Annotated in this window: 20 protein-coding genes and 2 pseudogenes; 12 read left to right on the top strand and 10 right to left on the bottom strand. The window is 70.2% G+C overall.

Annotated elements, in window-relative coordinates:
• The first annotated feature begins 18 nt into the window (after positions 1 to 18).
• On the top strand, positions 19 to 867 hold the full coding sequence (locus BMZ82_RS13190; RefSeq protein WP_093775442.1) for a helix-turn-helix domain-containing protein: 849 nt from the start codon (positions 19 to 21) through the stop codon (positions 865 to 867).
• Here the strand turns inward: BMZ82_RS13190 and BMZ82_RS13185 are convergent.
• Both BMZ82_RS13185 and BMZ82_RS13180 read right to left on the bottom strand, forming a co-directional pair.
• Positions 856 to 1056, bottom strand: a complete 201-nt coding sequence (locus tag BMZ82_RS13185; protein WP_093775124.1) for a DUF397 domain-containing protein — start codon at positions 1054 to 1056, stop codon at positions 856 to 858. The genes BMZ82_RS13190 and BMZ82_RS13185 overlap by 12 nt on opposite strands.
• A 10-nt stretch (positions 1057 to 1066) precedes the next feature.
• The gene (locus BMZ82_RS13180) at positions 1067 to 1921 is read right to left on the bottom strand and encodes a Scr1 family TA system antitoxin-like transcriptional regulator (RefSeq protein WP_093775122.1); all 855 of its coding nucleotides are present in this window, start codon (positions 1919 to 1921) and stop codon (positions 1067 to 1069) included.
• Between the two features lie 189 nt (positions 1922 to 2110).
• Here BMZ82_RS13180 and BMZ82_RS13175 point away from each other — a divergent pair, with 189 nt between their 5' ends.
• Entirely contained in the window at positions 2111 to 2551 is a 441-nt protein-coding gene (locus tag BMZ82_RS13175) for an ATP-binding protein (RefSeq protein WP_093775120.1), read from the top strand.
• Between the two features lie 34 nt (positions 2552 to 2585).
• On the opposite strand, the gene BMZ82_RS13170 is transcribed toward BMZ82_RS13175, so the two are convergent.
• Positions 2586 to 4130 (bottom strand): CehA/McbA family metallohydrolase, encoded by a 1545-nt coding sequence (locus BMZ82_RS13170; protein WP_093775118.1) that lies wholly within the window; start codon positions 4128 to 4130, stop codon positions 2586 to 2588.
• 205 nt (positions 4131 to 4335) lie between these two features.
• Between BMZ82_RS13170 and BMZ82_RS13165 the strand changes: the two genes are divergently transcribed.
• The 3 genes from BMZ82_RS13165 (at position 4336) to BMZ82_RS13155 (ending at position 8600) form a co-directional block, all read left to right on the top strand.
• On the top strand, positions 4336 to 5184 hold the full coding sequence (locus tag BMZ82_RS13165) for an LLM class F420-dependent oxidoreductase (protein ID WP_093775116.1): 849 nt from the start codon (positions 4336 to 4338) through the stop codon (positions 5182 to 5184).
• An 83-nt stretch (positions 5185 to 5267) separates the two neighbouring features.
• Positions 5268 to 7883 (top strand): bifunctional FO biosynthesis protein CofGH, encoded by a 2616-nt coding sequence (locus BMZ82_RS13160; RefSeq protein ID WP_093775114.1) that lies wholly within the window; start codon positions 5268 to 5270, stop codon positions 7881 to 7883.
• A gap of 129 nt (positions 7884 to 8012) precedes the next feature.
• Entirely contained in the window at positions 8013 to 8600 is a 588-nt protein-coding gene (locus BMZ82_RS13155) for a hypothetical protein (RefSeq protein ID WP_177244479.1), read from the top strand.
• A gap of 44 nt (positions 8601 to 8644) precedes the next feature.
• Here BMZ82_RS13155 and BMZ82_RS13150 read toward each other — a convergent pair whose 3' ends face one another.
• Positions 8645 to 9166 (bottom strand): DUF2165 domain-containing protein, encoded by a 522-nt coding sequence (locus BMZ82_RS13150; RefSeq protein ID WP_093775112.1) that lies wholly within the window; start codon positions 9164 to 9166, stop codon positions 8645 to 8647.
• Between the two features lie 129 nt (positions 9167 to 9295).
• Between BMZ82_RS13150 and BMZ82_RS13145 the strand changes: the two are divergent.
• Positions 9296 to 10430: pseudogene (locus BMZ82_RS13145) on the top strand (ADP-ribosylglycohydrolase family protein).
• A gap of 11 nt (positions 10431 to 10441) precedes the next feature.
• Here BMZ82_RS13145 and BMZ82_RS13140 read toward each other — a convergent pair.
• Both BMZ82_RS13140 and BMZ82_RS13135 read right to left on the bottom strand, forming a co-directional pair.
• A complete protein-coding gene (locus BMZ82_RS13140) occupies positions 10442 to 11998 on the bottom strand; it encodes a sodium:solute symporter family protein (protein ID WP_093775110.1) in 1557 nt (518 codons plus the stop codon).
• 141 nt (positions 11999 to 12139) lie between these two features.
• Positions 12140 to 12925 carry an SDR family oxidoreductase gene (locus tag BMZ82_RS13135; protein WP_093775108.1) on the bottom strand — a complete coding sequence of 262 codons (786 nt, stop codon included), beginning with the start codon at positions 12923 to 12925 and terminating at the stop codon, positions 12140 to 12142.
• A 101-nt stretch (positions 12926 to 13026) separates the two neighbouring features.
• On the opposite strand from BMZ82_RS13135, the gene BMZ82_RS13130 reads away from it, so the two are divergent.
• Positions 13027 to 13878 (top strand): hypothetical protein, encoded by an 852-nt coding sequence (locus BMZ82_RS13130; protein WP_093775106.1) that lies wholly within the window; start codon positions 13027 to 13029, stop codon positions 13876 to 13878.
• 7 nt (positions 13879 to 13885) lie between these two features.
• Here BMZ82_RS13130 and BMZ82_RS13125 read toward each other — a convergent pair whose 3' ends face one another.
• The 3 genes and pseudogenes from BMZ82_RS13125 to BMZ82_RS13115 form a co-directional block, all read right to left on the bottom strand.
• Positions 13886 to 15868 (bottom strand): DUF2339 domain-containing protein, encoded by a 1983-nt coding sequence (locus BMZ82_RS13125; protein ID WP_093775104.1) that lies wholly within the window; start codon positions 15866 to 15868, stop codon positions 13886 to 13888.
• Positions 15869 to 15989: 121 nt separating this feature from the next.
• Positions 15990 to 17621: pseudogene (locus BMZ82_RS13120) on the bottom strand (IS200/IS605 family accessory protein TnpB-related protein).
• 197 nt (positions 17622 to 17818) lie between these two features.
• Positions 17819 to 20908: a D-alanyl-D-alanine carboxypeptidase gene (locus BMZ82_RS13115; protein WP_256251887.1), complete on the bottom strand. Its 3090-nt coding sequence runs from the start codon at positions 20906 to 20908 to the stop codon at positions 17819 to 17821.
• Positions 20909 to 21130: 222 nt separating this feature from the next.
• Between BMZ82_RS13115 and BMZ82_RS13110 the strand changes: the two genes are divergently transcribed.
• The 3 genes from BMZ82_RS13110 to BMZ82_RS13100 all read left to right on the top strand — a co-directional run bounded on the left by BMZ82_RS13110 (position 21131) and on the right by BMZ82_RS13100 (position 23435).
• Positions 21131 to 21886 (top strand): GOLPH3/VPS74 family protein, encoded by a 756-nt coding sequence (locus BMZ82_RS13110; RefSeq protein ID WP_093775102.1) that lies wholly within the window; start codon positions 21131 to 21133, stop codon positions 21884 to 21886.
• 319 nt (positions 21887 to 22205) lie between these two features.
• Complete coding sequence (locus BMZ82_RS13105) at positions 22206 to 23063, top strand: helix-turn-helix domain-containing protein (protein WP_093775100.1); 858 nt, start codon at positions 22206 to 22208, stop codon at positions 23061 to 23063.
• Between the two features lie 180 nt (positions 23064 to 23243).
• Entirely contained in the window at positions 23244 to 23435 is a 192-nt protein-coding gene (locus BMZ82_RS13100; protein ID WP_093775098.1) for a DUF397 domain-containing protein, read from the top strand.
• A 65-nt stretch (positions 23436 to 23500) separates the two neighbouring features.
• On the opposite strand, the gene BMZ82_RS13095 is transcribed toward BMZ82_RS13100, so the two are convergent.
• Positions 23501 to 24349: a helix-turn-helix domain-containing protein gene (locus BMZ82_RS13095; protein WP_177244478.1), complete on the bottom strand. Its 849-nt coding sequence runs from the start codon at positions 24347 to 24349 to the stop codon at positions 23501 to 23503.
• A gap of 178 nt (positions 24350 to 24527) precedes the next feature.
• Here BMZ82_RS13095 and BMZ82_RS13090 point away from each other — a divergent pair, with 178 nt between their 5' ends.
• Together BMZ82_RS13090 and BMZ82_RS13085 are read left to right on the top strand one after the other, a co-directional pair.
• Positions 24528 to 24896, top strand: coding sequence for a hypothetical protein (locus BMZ82_RS13090; protein ID WP_093775094.1), 369 nt, complete (start codon positions 24528 to 24530; stop codon positions 24894 to 24896).
• Complete coding sequence (locus BMZ82_RS13085) at positions 24893 to 25090, top strand: DUF397 domain-containing protein (RefSeq protein WP_093775092.1); 198 nt, start codon at positions 24893 to 24895, stop codon at positions 25088 to 25090. Before BMZ82_RS13090 ends, BMZ82_RS13085 begins: the two co-directional genes overlap by 4 nt.
• Positions 25091 to 25134 lie beyond the last annotated feature (44 nt).

Raw genomic sequence — 25134 nt, 5'->3', positions numbered from 1 at the left:
GCCGTGGTACGCCAGTTCATGCCCACGTCCCCGCTGTCCACGGCCCAGGCCGCACGCGCGGCCGTCGCCGGTCGTCTGGACGAGATCAGGAAGGACGCCGGGCTCACCGGGCATGAGCTGGCGCAACGGTGCGGCTGGCACAAGTCGAAGGCGTCCCGCATCGCACGCGCCAAGACCGTCCCGTCCGATGCCGACATACGTGCCTGGTGCCGGGCCTGCGACGCCGAGGTTCTGGCGGCGGATCTGATCGCCGCCTCCCGCACCGCCGAGTCGATGTACGTCCACTGGCGGCAGATCCACCGCGACGGCATGCGGCGCGTCCATGAGAAGACCGTCCCGCTGTACGAGCGCACGACGCACTTCCGCGTCTACGCCTCGAACGTGGTTCCCGGCATGCTCCAGACGGCCGGGTACGCAACGGGGCTTCTGCGGTCCATCACGGACTTCCAGAACACCCCTGACGACGTGGACGACGCCGTACAGGCCCGCCTGAACCGTTCCCGTGTGGTCTACGAGGGCAACCATCGGTTTGCCCTGCTGCTCGAAGAGACGGTGCTCCACCACCGTGTCTGTGAGACGGCGGCGATGGCCGACCAGCTCCGGTACCTGCTGGACGTCATGTCCCGGCCGAACGTGTCTTTGGGGATCATCCCCTTCGCGGCCCGACGGACCGTGTGGCCGCTGGAGGCCTTCTACGCCTTCGACGACGTTCAAGTGGCGGTCGAGACTCTGACGGCGGAAGTCAACATCACGGCACCCGGCGAGATCCGCGCGTACCTCAAGGCGTTCGCCGGGCTGTCCCGAAGTGCGCTTCACGGCGCAGCCGCGAGAGTGCGCATCACCAGGGCCCTTGACTCACTCGGCTGAAGCCGCCGACACGGCGGACGACTTCACGGCGCGCAAGAGGGCGTCGAAGGCGCGGGGGGCGGCGCTGAGGACGGAGTGGGTGAGGTCGGCGGATTCGGTGAGGTGGATGGTGTGGGGGGCGGCGGATATGTGGACGCAGGCCTCGCCTTCTTGGCAGTAGGACGATTTCTGCCAGGTGGGAGTGGTCATCTCGGCTCCTTCAGAGGTTCTGGGCGACGGAACGGATCAGGTCTCGCGACTTCTCGGGGCTGAGGGCGACGGATTCGACGACGTCCAGCAGGCGCCGGTACTTCTCCAGATGGGCCTCGGCATCCAGCAGCACCGGCCCGTGGAACTGGTCGAGCTGCACGGTGTCCAACTCCGGGACGGGGCCGCACAGATAGTTGATGGACTGGCCTGATCCAGGGAACGCCCCGACATCGAAGGGCAGTACCCGCACGGTGATGTGATCTCGTTCGCTCATGTCGACCAGGTGCTGGAGCTGAGCACGAGCCACCTGTCGTCCCCCGACCCGCATGTGCAGGGCCGCCTCGTGGATGACGGTGCGGTACGGGTTCGGGTTCGCCCGGAACACGACGTCCTGCCGCTTGACGCGGTGCGAGACGCGGTGCTCGACCTCGGGAGGAGTGGGCGCAGGGATCGCGTGGCTGAAGATCTCCCGGGCGTGCTCGGTGGTCTGGAGCATGCCGGGGATGTGCGCGGTGAAAGCGGTACGGATGGCCGTGGCGTGGTGCTCCAGTTCGGCGAGGGTGAGCAGCCCCGACGGCAGCACCTCGCGGTACGCGTCCCACCACCACCCACGCGTCTTCTCCGCGGCCATTCCGGCCAGGGCGTCCACGTAGGGCTGGTTGGTGCACGAGTAGATGTTGGCCATCGCACGGATGCGTTCCGGACTCACCCCGAACCGAGCCGACTCGACATTGCTCAGTTGACCCGAACTAGTACCAAGGAGCTGTGCGGACTCTGTTGAGGTCAGACCGGCCCGTTCGCGGAGTTTGCGCAGCTCCGTCGCCAGCCGGACACGTCGGGCCGTGGGCGCGGGTCTTGGCGTCATGAGAACTCTCCCAGGGAGCTTGTCACCCACACGAGGGAGAAAGGGCTGAGATTCTTCGGAATCTCGCAAAGACCCTTTGCTGAACCTCTATCTTCATATCCAGGCGCCCCGCCCGGAAGCGCACCGTGGGACGCCACGGCATCGACACCAGGCACCCGTCCAACTCCCCTCAGTGACCGGAGACTTCCGATGGCCACCGTATCCCCGTCCTGGAACTACACCCTGCACCTTCCCCGCGATCCTCGCGCACCGGGTATCGCGCGGGGCGCCCTCAGACTGATCCTCGCCGCCCACGAGTTGCCCGGCCTCGCCCCCACCGTGGAGCTTCTCGCGGCCGAGTTGCTGACCAACTCCCACCTCCACACCGCGGGCCCGTACGCCCTCCGCCTGATGTCGACGCAGCCGGGCGGGGTCCGCGTGGCCGTCTGGGACACGGACCCGCGCGTCCCGCCCGGCTTCAAGGGAGACCCCCTCGACCCGGCCCCGCCGGCGGACTCCGAACACGGCCGAGGCCTGCACCTCGTCCGGGAGTGCGCGGACGACGTGGGCGTCTCGGTACTCCGCCACCCGGGCACGTCGAAGGCCGGCAAGCTGCTGTGGGCGGACTGCGGGGGAGACGGGGTGCGGTGAGTACGCCACCACCGGCGTGGACCGCGCCAGTCGTTTATCTGGTGCCCAAGAACACCGGGTTCGTGAATGCCGCCAAGGCCCCCGGCAGGGACGGCGCTGTCGGTGCGTGGCGGATCTCCGCTCGTACGTACGCCGCGTAGGACGCCGTCGTCTGCCACTCCACGACCCCGGTTCCCGCCCCCGCCCCCGCGCCCGCGTCCGGCAGAGGGCCGCCGGTGAAGACCAGCCCCCCGTCCGTCACCAAGTGGACTGTGCAGCCTGGGGCACCGGTGACGGACAGGCGGATCGTCACCGGGGTGTCGGCGGCGACGTTCAGGCGTTCGCCGATGCCCGCGTGCTCGCCCTTGCCGCCGGTGGCCGTGAAGGAGAGGGAGAGGCGGCTCGACTCGGCCACGTAGGAGCGGCCCGCGCGGATGGCTTCCTGGATGGCCTCCCGGGTGAGGTCGTCGGCCAGGACCACCGTCTGGGGGAGTCCGACGACGTCCGGATCGCGGTGGGCGTCGCTGTTTCCCATCGCCGGGAGCCAGCCACCGGCACCGGGACCGGCACCCATAGCGTTCCTTGCCCCTGCCACCAGCATCGCGTCCCACTCCGCCAGTGCCACCTCGTCGTCCGGCGTGTACGGGCCGTTCCACACCTCGACCGCGTCCGCCTCGCCGAAGCCGAACTTCCAGCCGCAGCCGATGCAGGTCGCATGCGGGTGGGCCGGTACGACCAGGCCGCCCGCGCGTCGGATCTGCCGGGCGAAACGGCCGAAGCGGTTGTCACGGGCGCGGTAGCGCCAGTCCACGAAGGTCCCCGGGGCCGTCCCCAGCGCCAGGACGTGACCGTTTCTCGTCGTGATCTCCTCGCCCAGCATCACCAGCAGGTCGTCGCCGGCCACATCGGCCCAGGCCCCGTGCCCCGCATGCGTGTTGTGCTCCGAGGTGTTGACGAAGTCCAGCCCCGCCGCCCGCGCCAGCGCGCCGATCTCGGCGGGGGTGCGGCGGCCGTCGGAGTACCAGGAGTGGAGGTGGCAGTCGCCCCGGTACCAGGCCCGGCCCCGGCCCCGCGCCCGGGACGGGGGGTACGACGGCCGCACGGCACGGCCCGGCTCGCCGTACGTCAACGTCACCGTCAGCTCGTACGCCAGGCCCTGCGGGGCCACCGTGTACGGGCCGAGGGCGATGTGCCACGTGCCCTCGCGCACCGGGCCGGCGACATACCCGGGCGTCGCCTCGTCCGCCCGGACGAAGAACTCGCCGCGCGCGCCCCCGGACCAGCCCCGGAAACCCTTCCCGCCCAGGTCCGTACCGTGCTCGTCGAAGACGCCGATGTCCAGCGCGTTGCCGGGGGTGCCGGCCGGGACCGCGGGCCGCTCGTAGGCGTACGAGACTCTCAACTCCCGTACTCCTGCGGGTACTTCCACAGGTACGTAGACGAAGTCCGGTGCGCCGGGCGGCAGGGTGCCCCGGAGGGTGTGTGTCTCCTGTTTCTGGTCGGCGGCCGCCGCGAAGGTCATGCCTCCCGACGTGAGTACGGCGGCCGCGCCCGTCAGGAACAGGGCGCGGCGTGCGACGGGGTGCGCGTCCTCACACATGCCCGTCAGTGTCCCCGCCCCGCGTGAACGGCAACTGAATTCCGTACCCCTGAGTTTCGCTGCGTTTCGCTGTGTTTCCCTTCCGTGATGCCGACCAGTCGGTATGGACAGTCGTCCCCTCTCCCGGTACAGATGAGAACGGCACCTGAGAACCTCACCCGCGACGCCGCCGTCGAAAGAGCCGTACGCAGCGAAAGGCCCGCCCATGCGCATCGCCGTCACGATCTTCCTCACCGACGAGACGATCACCCCCGTCCGCCTCGCCCGTGAACTGGAGCAGCGCGGGTTCGCCGGGCTCTACCTGCCCGAGCACACGCACATCCCGGTCGAGCGGACCACCCCCTACCCCGCAGGCGGCGACCTGCCCCGTGAGTACGGCCGTACCCTCGACCCCTTCGTCGCCCTCGGGCAGGCCGCCGCCGTCACCGAGAGACTCGGGCTCGGCACCGGCATCACCCTCGTCGCCCAGCACGACCCGATCGGCCTCGCCAAGCAGATCGCCACCCTCGATCACCTCTCCGGCGGGCGGTTCACCCTCGGCCTCGGCTACGGCTGGAACGTGGAGGAGGCCGCCGACCACGGCGTGGAGTGGCGTACCCGCCGTGAACTGGTCCGGGACCGGATGCGGTTGATGCAGGCCCTGTGGGCGGACGAGCCGACGGCGTACGACGGGGCGTTCGGGAGCGTGCGCGCCAGCACCGCCCACCCCAAGCCCGCGCAGAAGCCGCGCGGCCCGGTCACCGGCCCCCGCACGCTCGTCGGCGGAACCGCGGGGCCGAAGCTGTTCGCGCACATCTGCGAGTACGCCGACGGGTGGCTGCCGATCGGCGGGCGCGGGCTGTCCGAGTCGCTGCCCGCGCTGCGCGCCGCGTGGGCGGACGCCGGGCGCGAACCGTCCGCCCTCCAGGTCGTGCCGTACGCCGTCCAGCCGTCGCCCGGCAAGCTCGCGTACTACGGGGAGTTGGGCATCGAGGAGGTCGTGGTGCAGTTGCCGCCGGCGGGGGAGGCGGAGGTGCTGCGCCTGCTCGACGGGTACGCGCCCTACCTCCAGTAACCCTTCTCATAAGCTTTCTCACGCGGATCTGACGGGGAATGTGTGGAAGCCGCGTCCGCAAAGGGTGATCGTATGCTCAAAGGATGACGACTCCCGCGACTCCCGGAACCGGCCCCGGAATCGGCCCCCGCCCGACCCCCGGCCCCACCGAGAACTCCATGCGTCGCGCTCTCAAACGGGCCCGGGACGGCGTCGCGCTCGACGTCGGCGAGGCGGTCGTGCTGCTTCAGGCGCGGGGCGAGGCGCTGACGGACCTCGCCGCGTCGGCCGCCCGGGTGCGGGACGCCGGTCTGGCGGAGGCCGGCCGGCCCGGCGTCATCACGTACTCGAAGAGCGTCTTCATCCCCCTCACCCGGCTGTGCCGGGACAAGTGCCACTACTGCACGTTCGTGACCGTCCCCGGCAAGCTCCGCCGCGCCGGGCACGGCATGTTCATGTCGCCGGACGAGGTGCTCGACATCGCCCGCCGCGGCGCGGCCCTCGGCTGCAAGGAAGCCCTCATCACCCTCGGCGACAAGCCCGAGGACCGGTGGCCGGAGGCGCGCGAGTGGCTCGACGCGCACGGCTACGACGACACCATCGCCTACGTCCGCGCCATCTCCATCCGCATCCTGGAGGAGACGGGACTGCTCCCGCACCTCAACCCGGGCGTGATGTCCTGGACCGACTTCCAGCGGCTGAAGCCCGTCGCGCCCAGCATGGGCATGATGCTGGAGACGACCGCCACCCGGCTGTGGTCCGAGCCCGGCGGCCCCCACCACGGCTCCCCGGACAAGGAACCCGCCGTCCGCCTGCGCGTCCTGGAGGACGCCGGCCGCTCCTCCGTCCCCTTCACCTCCGGCATCCTGATCGGCATCGGCGAGACGTACGACGAACGCGCCGAGTCGCTCTTCGCGCTGCGCAAGATCTCCCGCGCCTACCACGGCGTCCAGGAACTGATCATCCAGAACTTCCGCGCCAAGCCGGACACCGCGATGCGCGGCATGCCGGACGCCGAACTCGACGAACTCGTCGCCACGGTGGCCGTCGCCCGCCTGATCATGGGGCCGTCCGCCTGCCTCCAGGCCCCGCCCAACCTGGTCGACAGCGAGTACGAGCGGCTGATCGGCGCGGGCGTCGACGACTGGGGCGGCGTCTCCCCGCTCACCATCGACCACGTCAACCCCGAGCGCCCCTGGCCGCAGATCGAGGAACTCGCCGCGAAGTCCGCGGCGGCCGGCTTCGCCCTGCGCGAACGGCTGTGCGTGTACCCGGAGTTCGTCCGCCGCGGCGAGCCCTGGCTCGACCCGCGCCTCCTCCCGCACGTGCGCGCGCTGGCCGACCCGGACACCGGCCTCGCCCTGCCCGACGCCGTCGTCGAGGGCCGGCCCTGGCAGGAGCCGGAGGAGGTGTTCGTGCCGTCCGGCCGTACGGACCTGCACCGCACCATCGACACCGACGGCCGGACGTCCGACCGCCGCGACGACTTCGACGAGGTGTACGGGGACTGGGCCGCCCTGCGCGAGGCCGCCGCCCCCGGCATGGTCCCCGAGCGCATCGACACCGACGTACGGCAGGCACTCGCCACCGCCGCCGACGACCCCACGAAGCTCACCGACGCCGAGGCCCTCGCCCTCCTCCACGCGGACGGCCCCGCCCTCGACGCCCTCTGCCGCATCGCGGACGACGTCCGCCGATCCGTGGTCGGCGACGACGTCACCTACATCGTCACGCGGAACATCAACTTCACCAACGTCTGCTACACCGGCTGCCGTTTCTGCGCGTTCGCGCAGCGCCGCACCGACGCCGACGCGTACACGCTCTCCCTCGACCAGGTCGCCGACCGCGCCCAACAGGCCTGGGAACTGGGCGCGGTGGAGGTCTGCATGCAGGGCGGCATCCACCCGGACCTGCCCGGCACCGCGTACTTCGACATCGCGAAGGCGGTGAAGGAGCGCGTCCCCGGCATGCATGTGCACGCGTTCTCGCCGATGGAGGTCGTCAACGGCGCGACCCGCACCGGCCTTTCGATCCGCGAGTGGCTGACGGCGGCGAAGGAGGCGGGGCTCGACTCCATCCCCGGCACGGCGGCCGAGATCCTCGACGACGAGGTCCGCTGGGTCCTCACCAAGGGCAAACTGCCGACGGCGACCTGGATCGAGGTCGTCACGACGGCGCACGAGGTCGGGATCCGGTCGTCCTCGACGATGATGTACGGCCATGTCGACCAGCCGCGGCACTGGCTCGGCCACCTCCGCACCCTCGCCCGCATCCAGCAACAGACCGGCGGCTTCACGGAGTTCGTCACCCTCCCCTTCATCCACACCAACGCGCCGGTCTACCTGGCGGGCATCTCGCGGCCCGGCCCCACCATGCGGGACAACCGGGCGGTCGTGGCGATGGCCCGGCTGCTCCTGCACCCGCACATCCCCAACATCCAGACGAGCTGGGTGAAACTGGGCACGGAGGGCGCGGCGGAGATGCTCCGCTCGGGCGCGAACGACCTGGGCGGCACGCTGATGGAGGAGACGATCTCGCGGATGGCGGGTTCGTCGTACGGCTCGTACAAGTCGGTCAAGGACCTGATCGCCGTAGCGGAGGCGGCCGGCCGCCCGGCCCGCCCGCGCACGACGCTGTACGGCGAGGTCCCGGAGGAACGACAGCGCGCGGCCACGGCGTCCGACGGCCACCTGCCGGAACTGCTCCCGGTGCTCGACTGAGGGGCGGGCAGGGGCGGGCAGGGGCGGGCAGCGACGGGCAGGGACGTACTGAGGGACTGCCGGACAGGATCCCCACAGTACGATGATCGGACCCCTCCTGGCCGAGGGGTCCCGTAGCTGAGGAGATGCGTGCCCGTGCCTGCCCGACGGCTTCCCTCCTGGGCCTGGGTCACCGGCCTGACGGTCGGCGCGATCGCCACGGTCGTCGCCCTGACGGCGCAGGCCGAGAACGGCCCGCACCCGAAGGCGTCGGCGGCGCACCGCCCGAGCGCCTCGGCGTCCCCGGGCACGCGCCCCTCGACCTCACCGAAACCGGCGGCCACCCCGAAGGCGGCCCAGGTGCCCGGCAGTTCGGGCACCGGCCGTCGGATCGTCTACTCCCTGGGACAGCACCGGGTCTGGCTGGTCGACGCCGACGACACGGCCCGCCGCACCTTCGCGGTCTGGCCGGGCACGGTGAACCCGGTGATCGGCAGCTACACGGTGACGGTGCGCCGGGACGCCGTCACCGGCTCCGACGGCGTCGCGATCGAGCACGTCATGTACTTCTCCGCCACCTCGGGCGTCAACATCGCGTTCTCCAACGCGGTCGACGGCTCCTCCCCGCCCCCGGCCGCCACCGGCACCCGGACGGGCGGCATCCGGATGCCCAAGGCGGACGGCACGGCCCTGTGGGCCTTCGGCGAGACGGGGACGAGGGTCAGGGTCGTCGAGTAAGTGGTCGAGTGAGTAACCGGGCTCTTCTACGATTCCCGCCGTTCCTACTGCTCCTGCGGCTCACGGCCGATGGGCAGGTGGTTGACGATGAGCACGACGCCGCTGAACAGGAACGCCCGGGTGGCGGCCTCCAGCCCGTTCCAGCTCTTCGACTGCCACATCGCGAACCACTCCCCGCCGATCGCGATGAACCCCGCGCCGAAGAGCAGCATGAGCATCAGCAGCCCGTAACTGGCCAGCGCCCGCCCGCGTATGAAGTCCTGCCGCGCCCAGAACCACGTCCCGGCGGCCAGCACCAGCCCGGCGACGGTCTCCCACGCGATGATCGCGACGTACGCGGCGTCCTGAAGCCCCTTGCTCGTCACCGCCCGCCACATCAGGTCGTCGTCCTTGAACGTCGAGTCCATCGCCAGCACATGCTGCACGAACTGCTGGTTCGTACCGAAGTCGGTGATGTTCCCGAACGCGACGAGAAGGGTGTAGAGCGCGACCGTTCCGGTGAGAAGAGCGGCGGTGAGAGGAAGCACGCGTGTGGCGTGTGAGATACGTGAGGTGGGGGTGGTCATGAAAATGTCCTTACCCCACCAGGTCCCCATCACCCCTCCACCGGACAGCCCGTTCACAGGTCGGGGACGGGACGTCGTTCGATTACAGTGACGGGCGTCGTACGTGCGGACGGTGCCCGGGAGGACTTGGTGGGTGCGACTGGCGGGCCCGTCTGGGGGCGTGTCGAGCAGCAGGACTTTCGTAGTCGGGTGCGGGGCGCGTTGCTGGGGGCGGCTGTCGGGGACGCGCTCGGGGCGCCCGTCGACGGGCTGGGCATCGAGGAGATCCGGGCGGCGCACGGGCCGGACGGCGTCGTGGACCTGGCCGCCGCCTACGGGCGGCGCGGCGCGGTCACGCATCTCACCCAGTTGACCCTGTTCACCGTGGACGGCCTCATCCGCGCCCAGGTGCGGCGCGACACCGGGGCCCGGCATCCGCCGACCGATCTGCGCCGGGCGTATCTGCGCTGGGCCGCCACCCAGCGCGACTGGGGGCCCGACCTGCGCCGCAAGGAGGACGGCTGGCTCGCGCACGAGGAGTGGCTGCACGCCCGCCGCGACCCGACCCGGACCCTGCTGCTCGGGCTCGGCGACGAGGTGATGGGCACCCTCGACGCGCCCAAGAGCCCCGGCGTGGCCGGACCGGAGGTCCTCCCCCGGTCGGTGCCGTTCGGGCTGCTCGTCGGCTGGGAGCCAGCTCGTCGCGCAGCTCGCCGTCGAGTGCGCGGCGCAGACCCACGGCCACCCGACGGCGTACCTCTCGGCGGCCGCGTACGCCGTCACCGTGCACGCGCTGGCCTGCGGCGAGAGTCTTGACGGCGGGGTGCGGCGGGCGCTCGCCCTGCTGGCCGTCTGGCCCGGACAGGAGCCGATGGCGGAGGCGTTGCAGCGCGCGCTGGACGCCGTACGGCAGGGGGTGCCGGGGCCGGAGCGGGTGACGCGACTCGTGGGTGCGGGGGAGGGGGCGGGGACGGCGGAAGCGGTGCTGGCCGGTGCCGTCTACTGCGCGCTCGTCGCCGAGGACGTCCGGCACGGGCTGCGGCTCGCCGTGAACCACGGCGGCCCCTCCGCGCCGACCGCCGCGCTCGCCGGCGGGCTCCTCGGCGCGCAGCACGGCGAGACGGCCCTCCCGCCGGCCTGGCTGGCCGAGCTGGAGGGCCGTCCGACGATCCTGGAACTGGCCGACGACTTCGCCATGGAGATGACCCAGGGGCCCGCCCTCCACGGTCCCGGCGGGGCTTCGCCGGGGTGGCTGGCCAGGTACCCGAGGAGCGGCGGGAGTTGAGGCCGGCCGCCTCAGACGCCGGACGGGCTGGAGGACCGTACCTCTGCCGCCGCCGCCGAAGAACCGCCGTCGTCGTCCGTGTTGATGCGCTCGATGATCGCGAGCCGTTCCGGGGTGTCCTCGGGCTTGAGGAAGCCGATGAGGATGTAGAGGACGAGTGACACGGCCAGCGGGATCGACACCTGGTACTGGAGCGGGACGCCGCCCTCGACGTTCCAGTTGATCGGGTAGTTGACCAGCCAGAACGCCAGCAGACCCATGGACCAACTGGTCAGCGCGGCCGTCGGGCCGGAGCGGCGGAACGGGCGCAGCAGGCCCAGCATCATCGGGATCGCCATCGGGCCCATCAGCCCGGCCACCCATTTGATGACGACGGTGATGATGTCCTTGAACGCGGGCGAGTTGACCTGCGTGGCCGCCGCCATGGACAGGCCGAGGAAGACGACGGTCGTGATCCGGGCGACGCGCAGCCCCTGCCCCTCGTTCCAGGTCCGCGCCCTGCGCCACACCACCGGCGCGCAGTCCCGGGTGAAGACGGCGGCGATCGCGTTGGCGTCGGACGAGCACATGGCCATCGTGTGCGAGAAGAAACCGACGATGACCAGGCCCAACAGGCCGTGCGGCAGGAGCTGTTCGGTCATCAGGCCGTAGGAGTCGGAGCCGTCGGGCTTCTGCGACTGCACCAGCAGCGGCGACATCCACATGGGGAAGAACAGGACCACCGGCCACACCAGCCACAGCGCCGCCGACAGCCGCGCCGACCGCTCGGCCTCGTGCGCGTTGGCCGTGGCCATGTACCGCTGGGCCTGGTTGAGCATGCCGCCGTTGTACTCGAAGAGCTTGATGAAGAGGAACGCGAGCAGGAACACCGTGCCGTACGGCCCCACCAGAGGTTTCCCGTGGCCCTGGAGCGCCGGTTCGTCCCACACGCCGAAGAAGCCGATGCCCTTGTCGTTCAGTTTCAGTACGACGGCCACGAACATCGCGACACCGGCGAGGAGTTGGATGACGAACTGGCCCAACTCCGTGAGCGCGTCCGCCCACAGGCCGCCGATCGTGCAGTAGACGGCGGTGATCGCGCCGGTGATCAGGATGCCCTGGTTGAGGGAGATCCCGGTGAAGACCGACAACAGGGTGGCGATCGCGGCCCACTTGGCCCCGACGTCCACGATCTTCAGCAGCATCCCCGACCAGGCGAGCGCCTGCTGCGTCTTGAGGTCGTAGCGGTTCTTCAGGTACTCCAGCGGCGAGGCCACGTGCAGCCGCGAGCGCAGCCGGTTGATGCGCGGCGCGAACAGCTTCGAGCCGATGGCGATGCCGAGCGCGATGGGGAAGGACCAGGTGACGAAGGAGGTGACGCCGTAGGTGTAGGCGATGCCCGCGTACCCGGTGAACATCACCGCGCTGTAGCCCGACATGTGGTGCGAGATGCCCGACAGCCACCAGGGCATCTTGCCGCCGGCGGTGAAGAAGTCGCTCACGTTGTCGACGCGCTTGTGCGACCAGACGCCGATGGCGACCATCACGCCGAAGTAGCCGATCAGCACGGCCCAGTCGAGACCGTTCATGCGCGCCCTCCCATGCTTCCGCTTCAGCCCGGCGTCCGACCCGGCTCATCGTGGCGCTGCCGCATGGACACGACAAGTAACCGTAAGGCCAAAGGGGGGTAAAGGAATTCGCCATGGTGGTCCGAGTTCACCTACCTGAACTCACCGCATCAGCTCCCCGGCGTTGACCAGCAACGACTGCCCGGTGATCGCCCGCGCCCGGTCCGACGCCAGGAACACCGCCGCGTCCGCCACATCCCCGTCCGTGGCCAGCTCGGGCAACACCATCCGCCCCGCGAGCCGCCCCAGCACCTCGTCCTCCGCCACCCCCTCCGACTGCGCGGTGAACCGCACGTACGCCTGCACCGGCGGCCCCCACATCCACCCCGGCAGCACGGAGTTGACCCGGATCCGGTGCGGCCCGAGCTCCCGCGCGAGGGAGTACATGGCACTGGTCAACGCCCCCTTCGACGCCGCGTACGCCGCCTGCCGCACCTGCGAGGGCGCGGCGACGGCGGACTGCGTTCCGATGAACACCACCGCCCCGCCCCGCGCCCTGAGCGCGGGCAGGCACGCCCGGACCATCCGCAGACTGCCCAGCAGATTCACGTCGAGCACCGACTGCCAGGTGGTGAAGTCGGCATCCTCGACCCCGCCGAAGTACGAGTCCCAGGCGGCCACTTGGACCACCGCGTCGATCCCGCCGAACCGCTCCCGCGCCAGCCCCGCCAGCGCCTCGCACTGCCCCTCGTCCCTGATGTCGGTGACCCGGTACGCCGTACGCGCCCCCGCCGGATCGATCTCCGCCGCACTCTTGGCGAGCCGCGCCTCGGTCCGCGCCCCCAACACCGCGTTCCCACCGTCCCGTACGACGGCGGCGGCGACCTGATGCCCGAGCCCGACCCCGACACCCGAGACGACGACGGTCCTGCCGGCGAGCGGTGACATGGGTGACGGTGACATGGATGACCTCCCGGCCCTGGCACGATTTCTGACGGTGCGTCAGAGTAGGGGCGCCCGCAGGAGGACGGAAGGGAAGGGGAGTTCCCATGTCCGAGGAGACCCGCAGCGAGACTCATGCCGAGACGTACGCCGAACTGGCCGCCGTAGGCCCGTACGGCGTCCGCCCCGGCCACGCGCTGATCACCATGGTGGAGCCGCACCCCGGCCACGAGCACGCCTACAACCGCTGGTACGAGGACGACCACTACTACGCCGGCGCGATGGCCATGCCCTGGATGTACGCGGGCCGCCGCTGGGTCGCCACCCGCGACCTCCAACTCCTGCGCCGGCCTGAGAAGTCGGCGATCGCGCAGCCCGTCACCGCCGGCTGCTACCTGTCGACGTACTGGGTCACCGAGGGCCGCTACGACGACCACATGAAATGGACCGTCGGCATCAACAAACGCCTCAACCGCGACGGCCGCGTCTACCAGGACCGTACGCACGTCTTCACCGCGTTCCAGGACCACGAGGCGACGGTGTACCGGGACGGCACGGCCGGCCCGAGGGACTTCCACGCCCTCGACCACCCTTACGCCGGGCTGGTGTTGGAGGTCGTCGACAGTGAATCCCCGCAGCAGCGCGCCGAGTTGCTGGAGTGGCTGCGCACCCGGCACCTGCCGAACCGGGTGGCGGGCTCTCCGACGGCCATGGTCACCGTCTTCCGGCCCACCCCCCTCCCCGGCGACCGTATGACGTACGTCAAGCAGGTCGAGGGCGTCGACACCCGGCTGACGCTGCTGTGGTTCCTCGAGGCGGACCCCCGGCAGTGCTGGGCGGACCACTTCACGGACCTGGCCACCCCGGTGACCGAATCGGGGCTGGGGAGGGTGGAGTTGGTGGCACCGTTCATCCCGACGGTGCCGGGTACGGACACGTACGTAAGCCAGCTTCGGTGAAGGCCGACTACTTGAGCTCGTCGGGGCAGGGGGTGCCACGGGGAAGCTGGTAGGGCGCGGCCAGGCGGTAGGTCCCGGTCTTGGGCGCGATCAGCATCGTCCACTTGTCGCCCTCCGCGTCCTCCTCCGTCTCGAACAGGCACCCGTTGACGTTGTCGTACGTCTTCGGCGTCCCCTCGGTCCGGTGCTTGGACGCGTCCGTCTCCTGCGGGGCCTTGAGGCTCTTGCCCTGCGCGTCGACGATGCTCAGCCACGGCGAGTACGGGATCCGGATCAGGATCCGCCCCGCCTTCTTCACGTCGATCGTCATCTCGCCCTGCTCGGCCCGCTGCACGACCGCGTGCGGCTCGGCGAGCGGGGCGGGGTCGGTGACCTTGAAGAGCTGCCAGTTGGCGTCGCCCCAGACCTGCTCCAGATACGGCAGCCCCCGCTGCACGAGCTCCCGCTCCCGCTCGCCCCCGTCGCCGTCCAGCGCCTCCTTGGGCACGACGACGAAGTGGACGGCCCACCGCTTGAGCCAGTCGTGGTAGTTCGCGGAGTTCAGGGTGTCGTCGTAGAAGAGCGGGTTGCGCTCCATGTCGGCCTGCCGGTTCCAGCCCCGGGCGAGGTTGACGTACGGCGCGAGCGCGGACGCCTCGCGGTGCGAGCGGGCCGGCACGACCTCCACCCGCCCCTTCTCCGCGCCGACCTCCTGCAACTCGTTCACCAGCGGCGCGAGCTCACGCGCCCAGGAGGCCGCCGGGGTCGTCCGGACGACGTCGTCCACCGACTTGAAGCCGATCCAGCCCACGAACAGCACGGACGACAGGGCGATCACGTACCACTTGCGGCTGCGCGGCACCGCGAACGGCAGCGCCGCCATCAGCACCACGCCGGAGAACAGCATCGCCAGCCGCGTGATGTTGGAGCCGATCTGCGAACTGACCAGCCACACCCCCAGCACCCCGAGCCCGTACACCGCCGCCGTGATCCGCACGCTCTTCCAGTCGCGCGGGACGACGGCGAAGACGATCGCCGAGAACAGCAGCGGCAGCGCCGCCGAGCCGAACGACATGGGCTGCGTGCCGGAGAAGGGGAACAGCCACGCGGAGACGGCGACGACGGCCGTCGGCGCGAGGCCCAGCGCCCACGCGCCCGGCCGCCGCTTCTGCAGGAACAGCGCGACGGCGACGATGCCCACGAAGAGGCCCGCCACCGGCGAGCCCATCGTGGCGAGCGCGGCGAGCGGCGCGGCGCACAGCGCCTTCGCCCACCGTTTGTAGCGCCAGCGGTGCGGCCAGCAGAACACGACGGCGACCGCGCCCAGCGCGAACATGTTGCCGAGCCCGAACGTCACCCGCCCCGAGGCGGCGTTGCACAGCAGCGCGAAGACACCGGCCAGCGCCGGCCACACCGGGTTCTTCACCGGGCGACAGCGCAGCAGGACGAGGGTGAGCAGCCCGGCGGAGAGCGTCCCGGCGACCATCATCGTCGTCCGGACCCCGAGCACGGACATCAGATACGGCGACACCATGCTGTACGACACCGGGTGCATGCCGCCGTACCAGGCCAGGTTGTACGCGGAGTCGGGGTGCCGCCCGACGAACTCGGCCCACGCGTCCTGCGCCGCGAGATCCCCGCCACTGTTCGCGAACGTGAAGAACCAGAGGAGATGCAGCCCACCGGACAACACGGTCATGGACAACACGAGGTGCCGAAGCAGCCAGCCACGCAAGGGACCGAGGGCGGCACGGACACGGGACGTTTCTTTGGGCGACGGCGACGGTTCGGCGCGCTCCGGGACATGCCCCTGCTCGACGTCTACCACCGGCGGTACCGCCGCTCGTGTCGCTTCCGAGCCCGGATCACGGTCGTGCTCGCCCGACTGGGGGCCGGGCAGTCTCACCCGAGAGCCGCCGCGCGGTTCCGGCTCCAGCTCCGGCTCCAGCTCTGGCCCCGGCTCCGGACCGGGACCGGTTTCGTCGGCGCGTGTCGGCTCCGCAGTGGCCACCTGAAGGCACTCCCCGTGTCCCGTCTTCTGCTCCCGGCCGCTTCCCGTTCGCGCCCGCTTCACGGCTGCGCCCTTGCGACCGACGGCCTGTCCCGTTTCGCGACGCTAGCACGCACCGTTCCTATGAGCTGAGCGGGAGGGATTCCTGTTGCCAGGATCCATGCTCGGCCGAGCGCTCCGAACGGTGCTGGGCGCTCTGGTCGCCCGCGTACGTTCCGCGGTCCGGCGGCGCGCATCGTGTGCGTGGTCCGGGGACGCGGGGGCGGGGTCCCTCACGCCCAAGGGCGCCCGGTCCGGCCTGGACGGTCCGATGCCCCTGCGCATCGCTCCGGTGTGCAGGGGGCGGTGTCGTCCGTCGCCGGATCGGATATCCCTGGGCGCGCCTTCCGATCGCCACGGCTGCCGCGTCGTGGCGGGTGGTCTTGCGGGTGTCGCCGCTGAGGGGCTTGTGCCAGTGCTGGGCGCCCCAGCGGCTGGTGTAGGCGGGGTCGACGGCGATGACGGTGATGCCGGTGCGGTCGGCCATGGAGGTGAGACGGGCGCGGAGGCGGCCGGTGGGCATGCCGGAGACGAGCTGCCGGAACCGGCGCTTGCGGCCGTGTCTCTCGCGGGTCTTCTCGGCGGTGAAGTCGAGGTCTTCGACGGCGATGGCCTTGACGCCGCAGGTCCGGGCCCAGTGCAGCAGTCGGGTGAGGGCGTGGCGGACCTGCGCGTCACGGTGCTGCGCGGTGCCGGACAGGTCGTAGAAGAAGCGGTGCGGTCGGCCGGTCGGGTTGCCGTGGGTGTCGAGGCGCACGGCGGCGAGGTGGTCGGCGTTCATGTCGACGCCGATCACGCCGTCGGCGAGGGCGGCGGCCATCGGGACGGTCCGGGAGGCCGGGATCTGCCAGGAGGCGGTCAGGTACCAGCGCCCGCGGGCCGTGTCGTAGTGGATGCGGTAGGCGACAGCCCGGTCGGCCTCCACCAGGTCCGCCCACTCCTGCCCCCGGTGCGCAAAACCGGCCCGGCCCGCGAGGACGTACCGGCCGTGCGGGGCGTTCGCGTACTCGGCGAGCGGGACGGGGAGTTTGATGCTCACCCCGCCGTCCGGGCTGACGCGGATGGTCTCGTTGCCGAACCGCTTCCCGGACTCGCCGTCAGCCTTCAGGAACCAGCGCTCGGCCTCCCACCGCTGCCGCCACCCGGCCTCGGTGAGCTGCGCGGCCGCCAGGTGGTGGCGGGTACGGGCCAGGCGCTTGCCACCCCGTACGACGTGCACGATCCCGGCGTCACGGTCCGTGCGCGCCTGCTCCAGCCGGGCTTCAAGGGCGTGCAGGCGGCGGGTTTTGGCATGTCACTCCCGCCGGGAGCGGTAGCCGCCCGGCACCCGCCCGCTCCCCTTCTCCCGCAACGGCAGGGACAACCGGTGCCTGATCGTGCCGATACCGGCTTCCAGACTCTGGATGTGGGTGAGCCGGCACCGGCGGGACAGCGCCCACTGGTCGTGGCTCGCCTTCGTGATCGCGCCCGCCCACCGCGAGGAGGAAGCGGGCGTCAGTTCCCGCTTGCGCGCCGCCCACCTTCCGGCGTCGTGCGCCAGAGCATCACGGCAGCGGGCCTTCAGATCACGCGAGGCCAGCGACCCGAGATGCGCACCCACCAGCCGCAGCACCTCTTCATCGGCAGGCGAGAGCTGTTTGAGCCGCGTACGGACCGACACCCCGGAAGGCCCGGACACGACGAACGACGCCCCAAGCTTCCGCAGCCCACCCATCCAGCCCCCCCGTGCAACTCCTGAAAACCCGGTCATCGCAGTAACTAACGGGCACCGCAGGAAAAGGTCACGTATTCGACGGCCGAACTCTTCTTCAATCCGAACCCCAAGCCCCCCAGCCCCAACAGTCCCCAGCCCCGCCGGGCGGCTGCTCGGCGGGGCTGGAGAGCTGGAGAGGCTGTGTGCGAGGCGTTGGGTCAGTTGATGCGGGTCAGCTTTTCCGGGAAGCCTGGCTCGGTCAGGTTCGTCTGGAGGGCGACCGGTACCTTGACCGCGCTGCCGGAGCCGTCGCCGACGGTGAGTGTGCCCACCTGGGTGCCGGCCTTCGCCGCGTGCGGGACGTCGCCGGAGACGAAGGACAGCTTCACCGTCATGCCCGCCCAGCCGATCGCCGAGACGTCCTTGGTGATGACGACGGGGGTGCGGCCGCCCAGCTTGTCGTCCACGTACCCGACGACATCGCCCTTCTTCAGGATCTTCGCCGAGGTGAGCGCGTCCTGGGCGGCGAGCAGCGCGGTCTTGCTGACCGCGTTGACCGTTGCGAGGATCTTCTGCTTGTGCTGGCCGAGGACCGCGCCGACGAGGGTCACCGTCTGCCCGTTCACCTCCTTGCGGGAGGCGAAGAGCAGGTTGCCGCCGGCCGCGGTGGTGCTGCCGGTCTTGATGCCGATCGCGCCGATCAGGTACGGCAGCTCGTTGTAGTTGTTCCAGTACTTGCCGGAGGGGTCGGTCCAACTGGCCGCGCTGGAGATGGAGACCAGCGCCGGGACCTGCACGAACGCGCGGCCCAGCTTCACCTGGTCCGCGGCCGTGGAGACGGTGGTCTCCTTGAGGCCCGAGGGGTCGGTGTACGTCGTGTCGGTCATCCCCAGTTCCTTGGCGGTGGCGTTCATCTTCTTCACGAACGCCGCCTCCGAACCCGCGTCCCAGCGCGCGAGCAGCCGCGCGATGTTGTTGGCGGAGGGGATCAGTACGGCCGACAGGGCCTGCTTCTGGGTGAGCTTGTCGCCGGCCTTGACGGTGTTGAGTGTCGACTCGTCGCCGGAGACGTCGTAGCCGCCCTCCTTCTCCGCCGTCGCGTCGATCTCGATCTCCGGGCCTTCTTCCCCGGACTTCATCGGGTGGTCCTTGAGGATGATGTACGCGGTCATGGTCTTGGCGACCGAGCCGATGGCCACGGGCGTCTGCTTGCCGAAGCTGCCCACCGTGCCGACGCCGTCGGCGTCGATCCAGCCCTGCCCCTCGTTCGGCCAGGGGAGCTGCGTCTTGCCGCCCTCGAAGGTGTACGAGTCCTTCGCGGTGAGGGCCAACGCGGTCGCCGGCAGCGGCCGTACGGCCTGCGCGATCGCAAACACGACCAGCAGCAGGACGACCAGAGGCGTCCAGATCTTGACCCGCCGGCCGAGCGAACGCATCGGGGTCGGCGGGGGCGGCGGCGTGTTCGTCAGCTCCGCCAGCAGATCCAGCGGCGGCTTCGGCGGCAACGGCTGCTGCGTGGTCCGCTCGGGCCCGATCTGCGGCACGAGCGCGGTGACGTCCCCCTTCGGGGGGCGGGGCTCATCGAGCGGCTTGAGCGCGACGAACTTGCTGGTCCGCTCGGCGGGGGCGGAAGCGGGGGCCTCCGGCTGGGCAGCGGCGTCGGCGTCGGCGTCGTCCTCGGCGTCGGCTTCGGTCTCACCCGGCTTGGGCTGGGCGACGTCGCCCAGCTTCAGCATGGTGGTCGGCTGGTCGACGGCGGGCTTCGGCCGGGGTGCCTTGAAGACGGCGGTGGGCTGATCGACGGGGGTGTCGTCGGCCTCGTCCTGGTCCGGCTCGGCCTTGTCGGCGTCCGACGCCCACTTGGGGGCGGGCTTGGAGGTGGGTCGCGGTGCGGCGTCGGTGGGCTTGTCGCCGGGTTCGTCGCCGGGCTTGTCGGCTGCCCCGGCATCGCTCTCGGAACGTTCCTTCGCGTCGGCGTCTCCGTCGTCGTCCGCCGAGGCCACCCACTGGGCCACAGAGGCCCGCAGAAGCTCGTCACGGCCCCCGGAGCCCCCGGAAGCCCTCACGGGCCACTCAGGGGCACTCTCGGCGTCCGCAACGCCCTCAGAGCCGCCCTGGGCGTCTTCCGGGGCGCGTACGGCGTCGTCCTCGACCTTGCTGACGTCTTCGGCGACGGTGGCCTTGGCGGGCCGAGTGGCCTTGGCGGCGGTGGGCGCGTCGGCCTGGGTGGCAGCTTCGGGAGCGTCGGCCTTCGCAGGCTTTCCGGACCCGGCGGTCTTTCCCACCTCGGCGGCTTCCGTGGTCTCCGGGGCGCTCGCGGCGGCCTGACGGCTCTCGGCCTTGCCGGACTCCGTGTCGGACTCCGTGTCGGACTCCGTGCCGGACTCCTTGGCGGCTGCGGCCTTCCCGGTCGCGCCGACAGCCACCGCCTCGCCGGCCCGCGCGGCGGGGCCGCTCTCGCCGGTCCTCTCGGCCTCGCCCGCTTGCGTGGTCTTCGAGGCGCTTGTGGCGTCCTGGTCCTCGGGCTCGCCGGATTCCTCGGCCGACCCGGTCTCGTTGCCGATGGCCGAGGTCTTTCGGGGATCCGCGGTGCGCTCGGGCTTCCCGGTCTCCGCCGTCTCCGCAGCCTTCGCGTTCCCGGCGGCCTCGCCGGTCTTCGCGGCTCCCGCTGCCTTCGGGGCGCTCGCGGCGTCTTCGACGTCGACCGCGCCGCGCTCGGCGTCCTCGCTCGCGGCCCCGCTGGTCTCGTCGGCAGCACCGGCCTTCCCGGCAGCCCCGGCCTTGCCGGTCACGCTGGCCTTCTCGGCAGCCTCGGCCTTCCCGGTCGCGCCGGCAGACCCGGTGTCACCGGTCTCCTCGGCCTCGCCGGTCTCCTCGGCAGCCCCGAGGGCGTCGTTCTTCGCCGGGTTCCCGGACTCGCCGGCTCCCGCGGCCTTCCCGGCCTCGCCGGTCACTGCGGGCTTTCCGGTCCCGCCGGCCCCCGCAGCCTCACCGGTCTTGCCAGACCCGTCAGACCCGTCAGCCCCGTTGGGCTCTTCGGCCGTTGCTGTGGACGTCGCCGTTGTTGTTGTGGTGGGGGAGTCGGGTTTCTCGGTTTTGAGGTCTCGTACGGAGAACACCCGGGTCGCCGTGTCCACGCCGCCGTTGCGGGGGGCGGGGGGTTCGGTGTCGCGGGCCGCCGCGACCCGCGGGTCGCGGGGCTCGCGTGCTTCGGGAACCGTGCCCGCGCTCCCCGACGTCGGTTCTGCCGACGACTCGCGCTGCTTCGACCTGTCGGGGGACTCGCCCGCCACCGATGCCTCCTCCATGTGCCGCACGCCGTCCGCGCGCCTGCCGAACCGTGAACGCCCGCCCCGGACACGCCTCACGGCACTGTCCGAACCATGTACCAGTGTCCTGTGTAGAGGGCTTGGCTTCTGCGGTAGACGAGAACGACATACCTACTGGTTCCACTACAAACAGGTCACGCACCCTCGACAGACCAATGTGAGAGGGGTCACCCTGTCATTCATCCACGCGGGGAGGCATGGATGGGCAGGAGCCGCAGAACTCTTCCGGAAGAGTTGTTGCTGCTGGCGTTGGACCCGACCACGGGTACCACCGCACAGCCGCAGTCGCTCGACCTTGGTCTGGCCGGAGCGCAGCTAGTGGAGCTGGCGCTGGCCGGACGGATAGCCCCTGACGGGGATCGTATCGCCGTGGTGGCACCACGGCCGACTGGAGATCCGACTTTGGACTGCGCGTTGGAGTTGCTGCGAAGGCGTGGCGCTCCGGTACGTGCCGTCCACTGGATCGGCGGGCCGCGACTCGGGCTGCGCCAGACCTACCTCTCGCATCTGGAGCGCTGCGGCATGGTTGCCGCCGTGGCGGGTCAGATGTGCGGAGTGCTGCCGACAACTCGCTATCAGGCGACGGACAACGACATCAGCCGGGAGATCAAGGCCCGGCTGGACTCCGCGATCCGCACCGGCGTCCCGCCGGACCCGCGGACCGCGGCGCTCGCCGCACTGGCGCACGCGGTCGGCCTCGGCAAGCACCTGTATCCGGGGAACGAGGGACGCTCGTCCCGCTCCCGGCTGCGGGACCTGATCAGGCACGACCCGATGGGCGGCCTCGTGGCGCACGCCGTGATGGACGTCCAGAACGGCGCGGCGGCACAGCCACGTCGTCAGCAGGCACCCGCCGGCCGCCAGGCCGGACCGGGGGTCAGGCCCGCTCCGGAGCCCGCCCGTGGCGTTCCGGCGCAGCCGCACCGCGGTCCCATGGCGCGTGTCGTGGCCCACTGAGCCGCAGTCCCACGACAGCGCACACGCAAGACCGCGCAACCGTAAGACCCGTAAGACCAGTTGAACCCGTAAGACCTGTTCGACCCGTTGGACCCCTTCGGGAGCCGCAGCGGCCCGCGCGGGGCGGTGACTTCACCGCCCCGCGCGGACGCGTGTCCGGGCAGTGCCGGGGGCATTCTCCAGGGTGCAGACCCGAACTGGCGTGTACCAGCCGCATATCCACCGTTTTCCAGCGGTAGAACGCACCTTGGTGGCAGTCTGCTCAACAGCAGATACACAAAGTGTCAGTTACAGGCATGCAGCCGGAGGTGCACGTTCCGTGACGTCCAATGTCAATCCCACCGTCAGACGGCGCCGGTTGGGCCAGGAGCTGCGCAAACTTCGCGAGGACAAGCACATGACGGCCGAGCAGGTCGCCGAACGCCTGCTTGTCTCCCAGTCGAAGATCAGCCGCCTCGAGAACGGCCGCCGCAGCATCAGCCAGCGTGACGTCCGCGACCTGTGCGGGGTCTACGAGGTCGAGGACCAGCGCCTGGTCGAGGCCCTGATGGAAATGGCCAAGGACTCCCGCCAGCAGGGCTGGTGGCATGCCTTCGGGGACATCCCGTACAGCGTGTACATCGGCCTGGAGACGGACGCGGAGTCGCTCCGCGTGTACGAGCCGCAGATCATCACCGGGTTGTTGCAGACCCGGGCGTATGCCAATGCCCTCATCCAGGGGGGTCTACCCGAGACGTCCGAGGCCGAGATCGAGAAGCGCGTCCAGGTGCGCATGCGGCGGCAGGAGCGAATCACTGACGAGAAGAATCCGTTGCGGCTGTGGGCGGTGCTGGACGAGGCGTCGCTGCGCCGTGTGGTCGGCGGCCGGCAAGTGATGCGAGAACAACTGGAGCACCTTACCGAGGTGATGCGACTTCCGCAGGTCACCGTTCAGGTGCTGCCGTTCGACGTCGGTGCGCACTCCGGTCTCAACGGCCAATACGCGATTCTGGAGTTCACCGACGCGGCCGATTCGAGCGTGGTGTACATCGAGGGCGTGACCAGCGACCTCTACCTCGAGAAGACTCTGGACGTGCAGAAGTACAGCGTGATGTACGAGCACCTGCGGGCACAGGCGCTGAGTGTGGAGCAGTCGCGTCAGTTCATCGAAGACGTGGCAAAGGGCTACGCGCACTGAGTTGAGCGGCCGGACAATACACCTGGGGAACCTTCGGATGGAAGGTCCACCTGGAATATGTCATCCGGTCGAGTGAATCACTGATCCGCTTGGGGGAGTTGACGAGTAGCGTCGATCACGCCAAGGAGCATCGATCTTGGCGCGATCAGCACTGCTCGACAACTCTTCATCGGAGCGAACATGGCAATTCTTCAGGGCGGCACGCAGGAGTGGACGAAGTCTTCGTACTCCAACCCGGATGGTGCGTGCGTGGAGGTGAAGTCCCCCACCTGGTCGGCGCTGGCAGTGCAAGACTCGAAGGTCTCCGGGGGGCCCGCCCTGACCTTCCCTACGGATGCGTGGGAGGCCTTCGTGGCCTCCGTCAAGGTCTGAACAGCACCACCAGCGAAGCCCTCTCGACAAGATCGCCGTCCTTGCCGAGGGGGTTCGGCTTTTGCTCAGGCCAGCAACTCGTCGAGCCGCCGCGCTGATTCCTCCGGTGACAGGGCCACCTCTGTGGCCAGAGTCTTCGCCGCCGCCTGGTGGAGGGCGACTTCGTCGGCGGCGTTCGTCATCAGGTTGGTCGCCAGCAGCTCGTTGTACACGGTGGCCTCTCCGCCCTCGTATGTAAGGATCGTGAAGCCTCCCATGGAGCCGGGGTGGATGGACCTGTGCAACGGGAGGATCTGGATCGTCACGTTGGGGCGTTCGGACAGTTCCCTGAGCCTTCGGATCTGATCCCGCATGATGTGCGGCTGGCCCTCGAACACGTTCAGGAGGGCGACTTCGGTGATCATGGCATGCACCTCGAAGGGGCGCTCCATGCGCGACAGAATCGCCTGGCGTGCGGTGTTCATGTCCGCCGAGAGGTCCGCTTTCCGGGGTGTGAACTCTGGACGCCCTTGGCCGATGACGACCGCGCGCCGATATTCCGGCGTCTGCACGATGCCGGGTACTGCCAGCGTCTCGTAGCAGAACTCCTTCACAGCCTGCGACTCCAACTCCACGAAGTCGCGGAAGCCGTGGGAGATCGTGTCGCTGTACCGCGTCCACCAGCCGACGTCGTCCGCGTCCCGGGCCAGCCGCTCGAAGTAGACCCGGCTCTCGTTGTCCACGTGGTACAGATCCGCCAGCCTGGAGTAAGTGTCCAGCGAGACCTTCGTGTTGCCCGTCTCCCAGCGGCTTGCCGTCGCCAGGCTGACCTCCAGCCGGTCCGCGACCTGTTGAAGTGTCAGGCCCTCGGCCGTGCGCCACTGTCGGAGCTGGGCCCCGACTCGCCGTCGGCGGGCTGAAGTTGTTTCACCCATGCGTACCTCCCGCCGACAGTCTGGCACTTGCGGGATACGCCCCACATCCCCCTCAGGGGTGAAAGTTCTCAGATATTGCAAGCTCACTTGCGGAGCTTGCTGACTGGTGTGCACACTCTCCCCACCACCGGATGCACGCGACCGATCACGGTCCGCACCCGACCTATGTGGGGGATCCATGAGCAAGTCAGGGCGGTCCAGAGCGGCCGTCGTCTATCTCTGCACCACCGTGCACAGCGATCCGCAACCGCTGCCGGCCGCGTGTGACGCCTACGCGGCGAGACGGGGCTGGTCGGTCGTCGAGGCGTTGCACGACGCCACCGGGCAGAGCGACCCGGCCAAGCCGCGCGAGCGGCCTGGTCTGGCCCGGGCCGTCGAGGTGCTGGACAGGACCGAGGCGTCCGTCCTGCTGACCGTCTCGGCCGAGATGACCTCGATCCTCTCGGCCGAGTACGACCAGGTCACCCGCCGTGTGGCACATGTCGGCGGATTCATTCACTTCATGGGCTGGTCAGAGGTCCAGCCCGCCAACAGGAGGTGCTCATGAGCAAGTTCGAGTTCCGTACCGCCGCCGCGTGTGGCGGTCCTTGCAGCGAGGGCTGCGTCGAGGTGGCCACCAACATCCCGGGGGTCGTGGCCCTGCGCGACACCAAGACGGAGTCCGTCATGCAGTTCACCCCGAAGGAGTGGGCGGACTTCCTGGACGGTGCCAAGAACGGCGAGTTCGACCTCAGTGCCTGACCCGCACGGAACACGGCCGCGCCCCCAACAGGGCGCGGCCGTAC

It is taken from the genome of Streptomyces sp. yr375 (genome assembly GCF_900110755.1).
Lineage (GTDB): Bacteria > Actinomycetota > Actinomycetes > Streptomycetales > Streptomycetaceae > Streptomyces.
The sequence above is the reverse complement of the archived record's forward strand: the minus strand, read 5'-3'. Positions and strand labels throughout refer to the sequence as shown.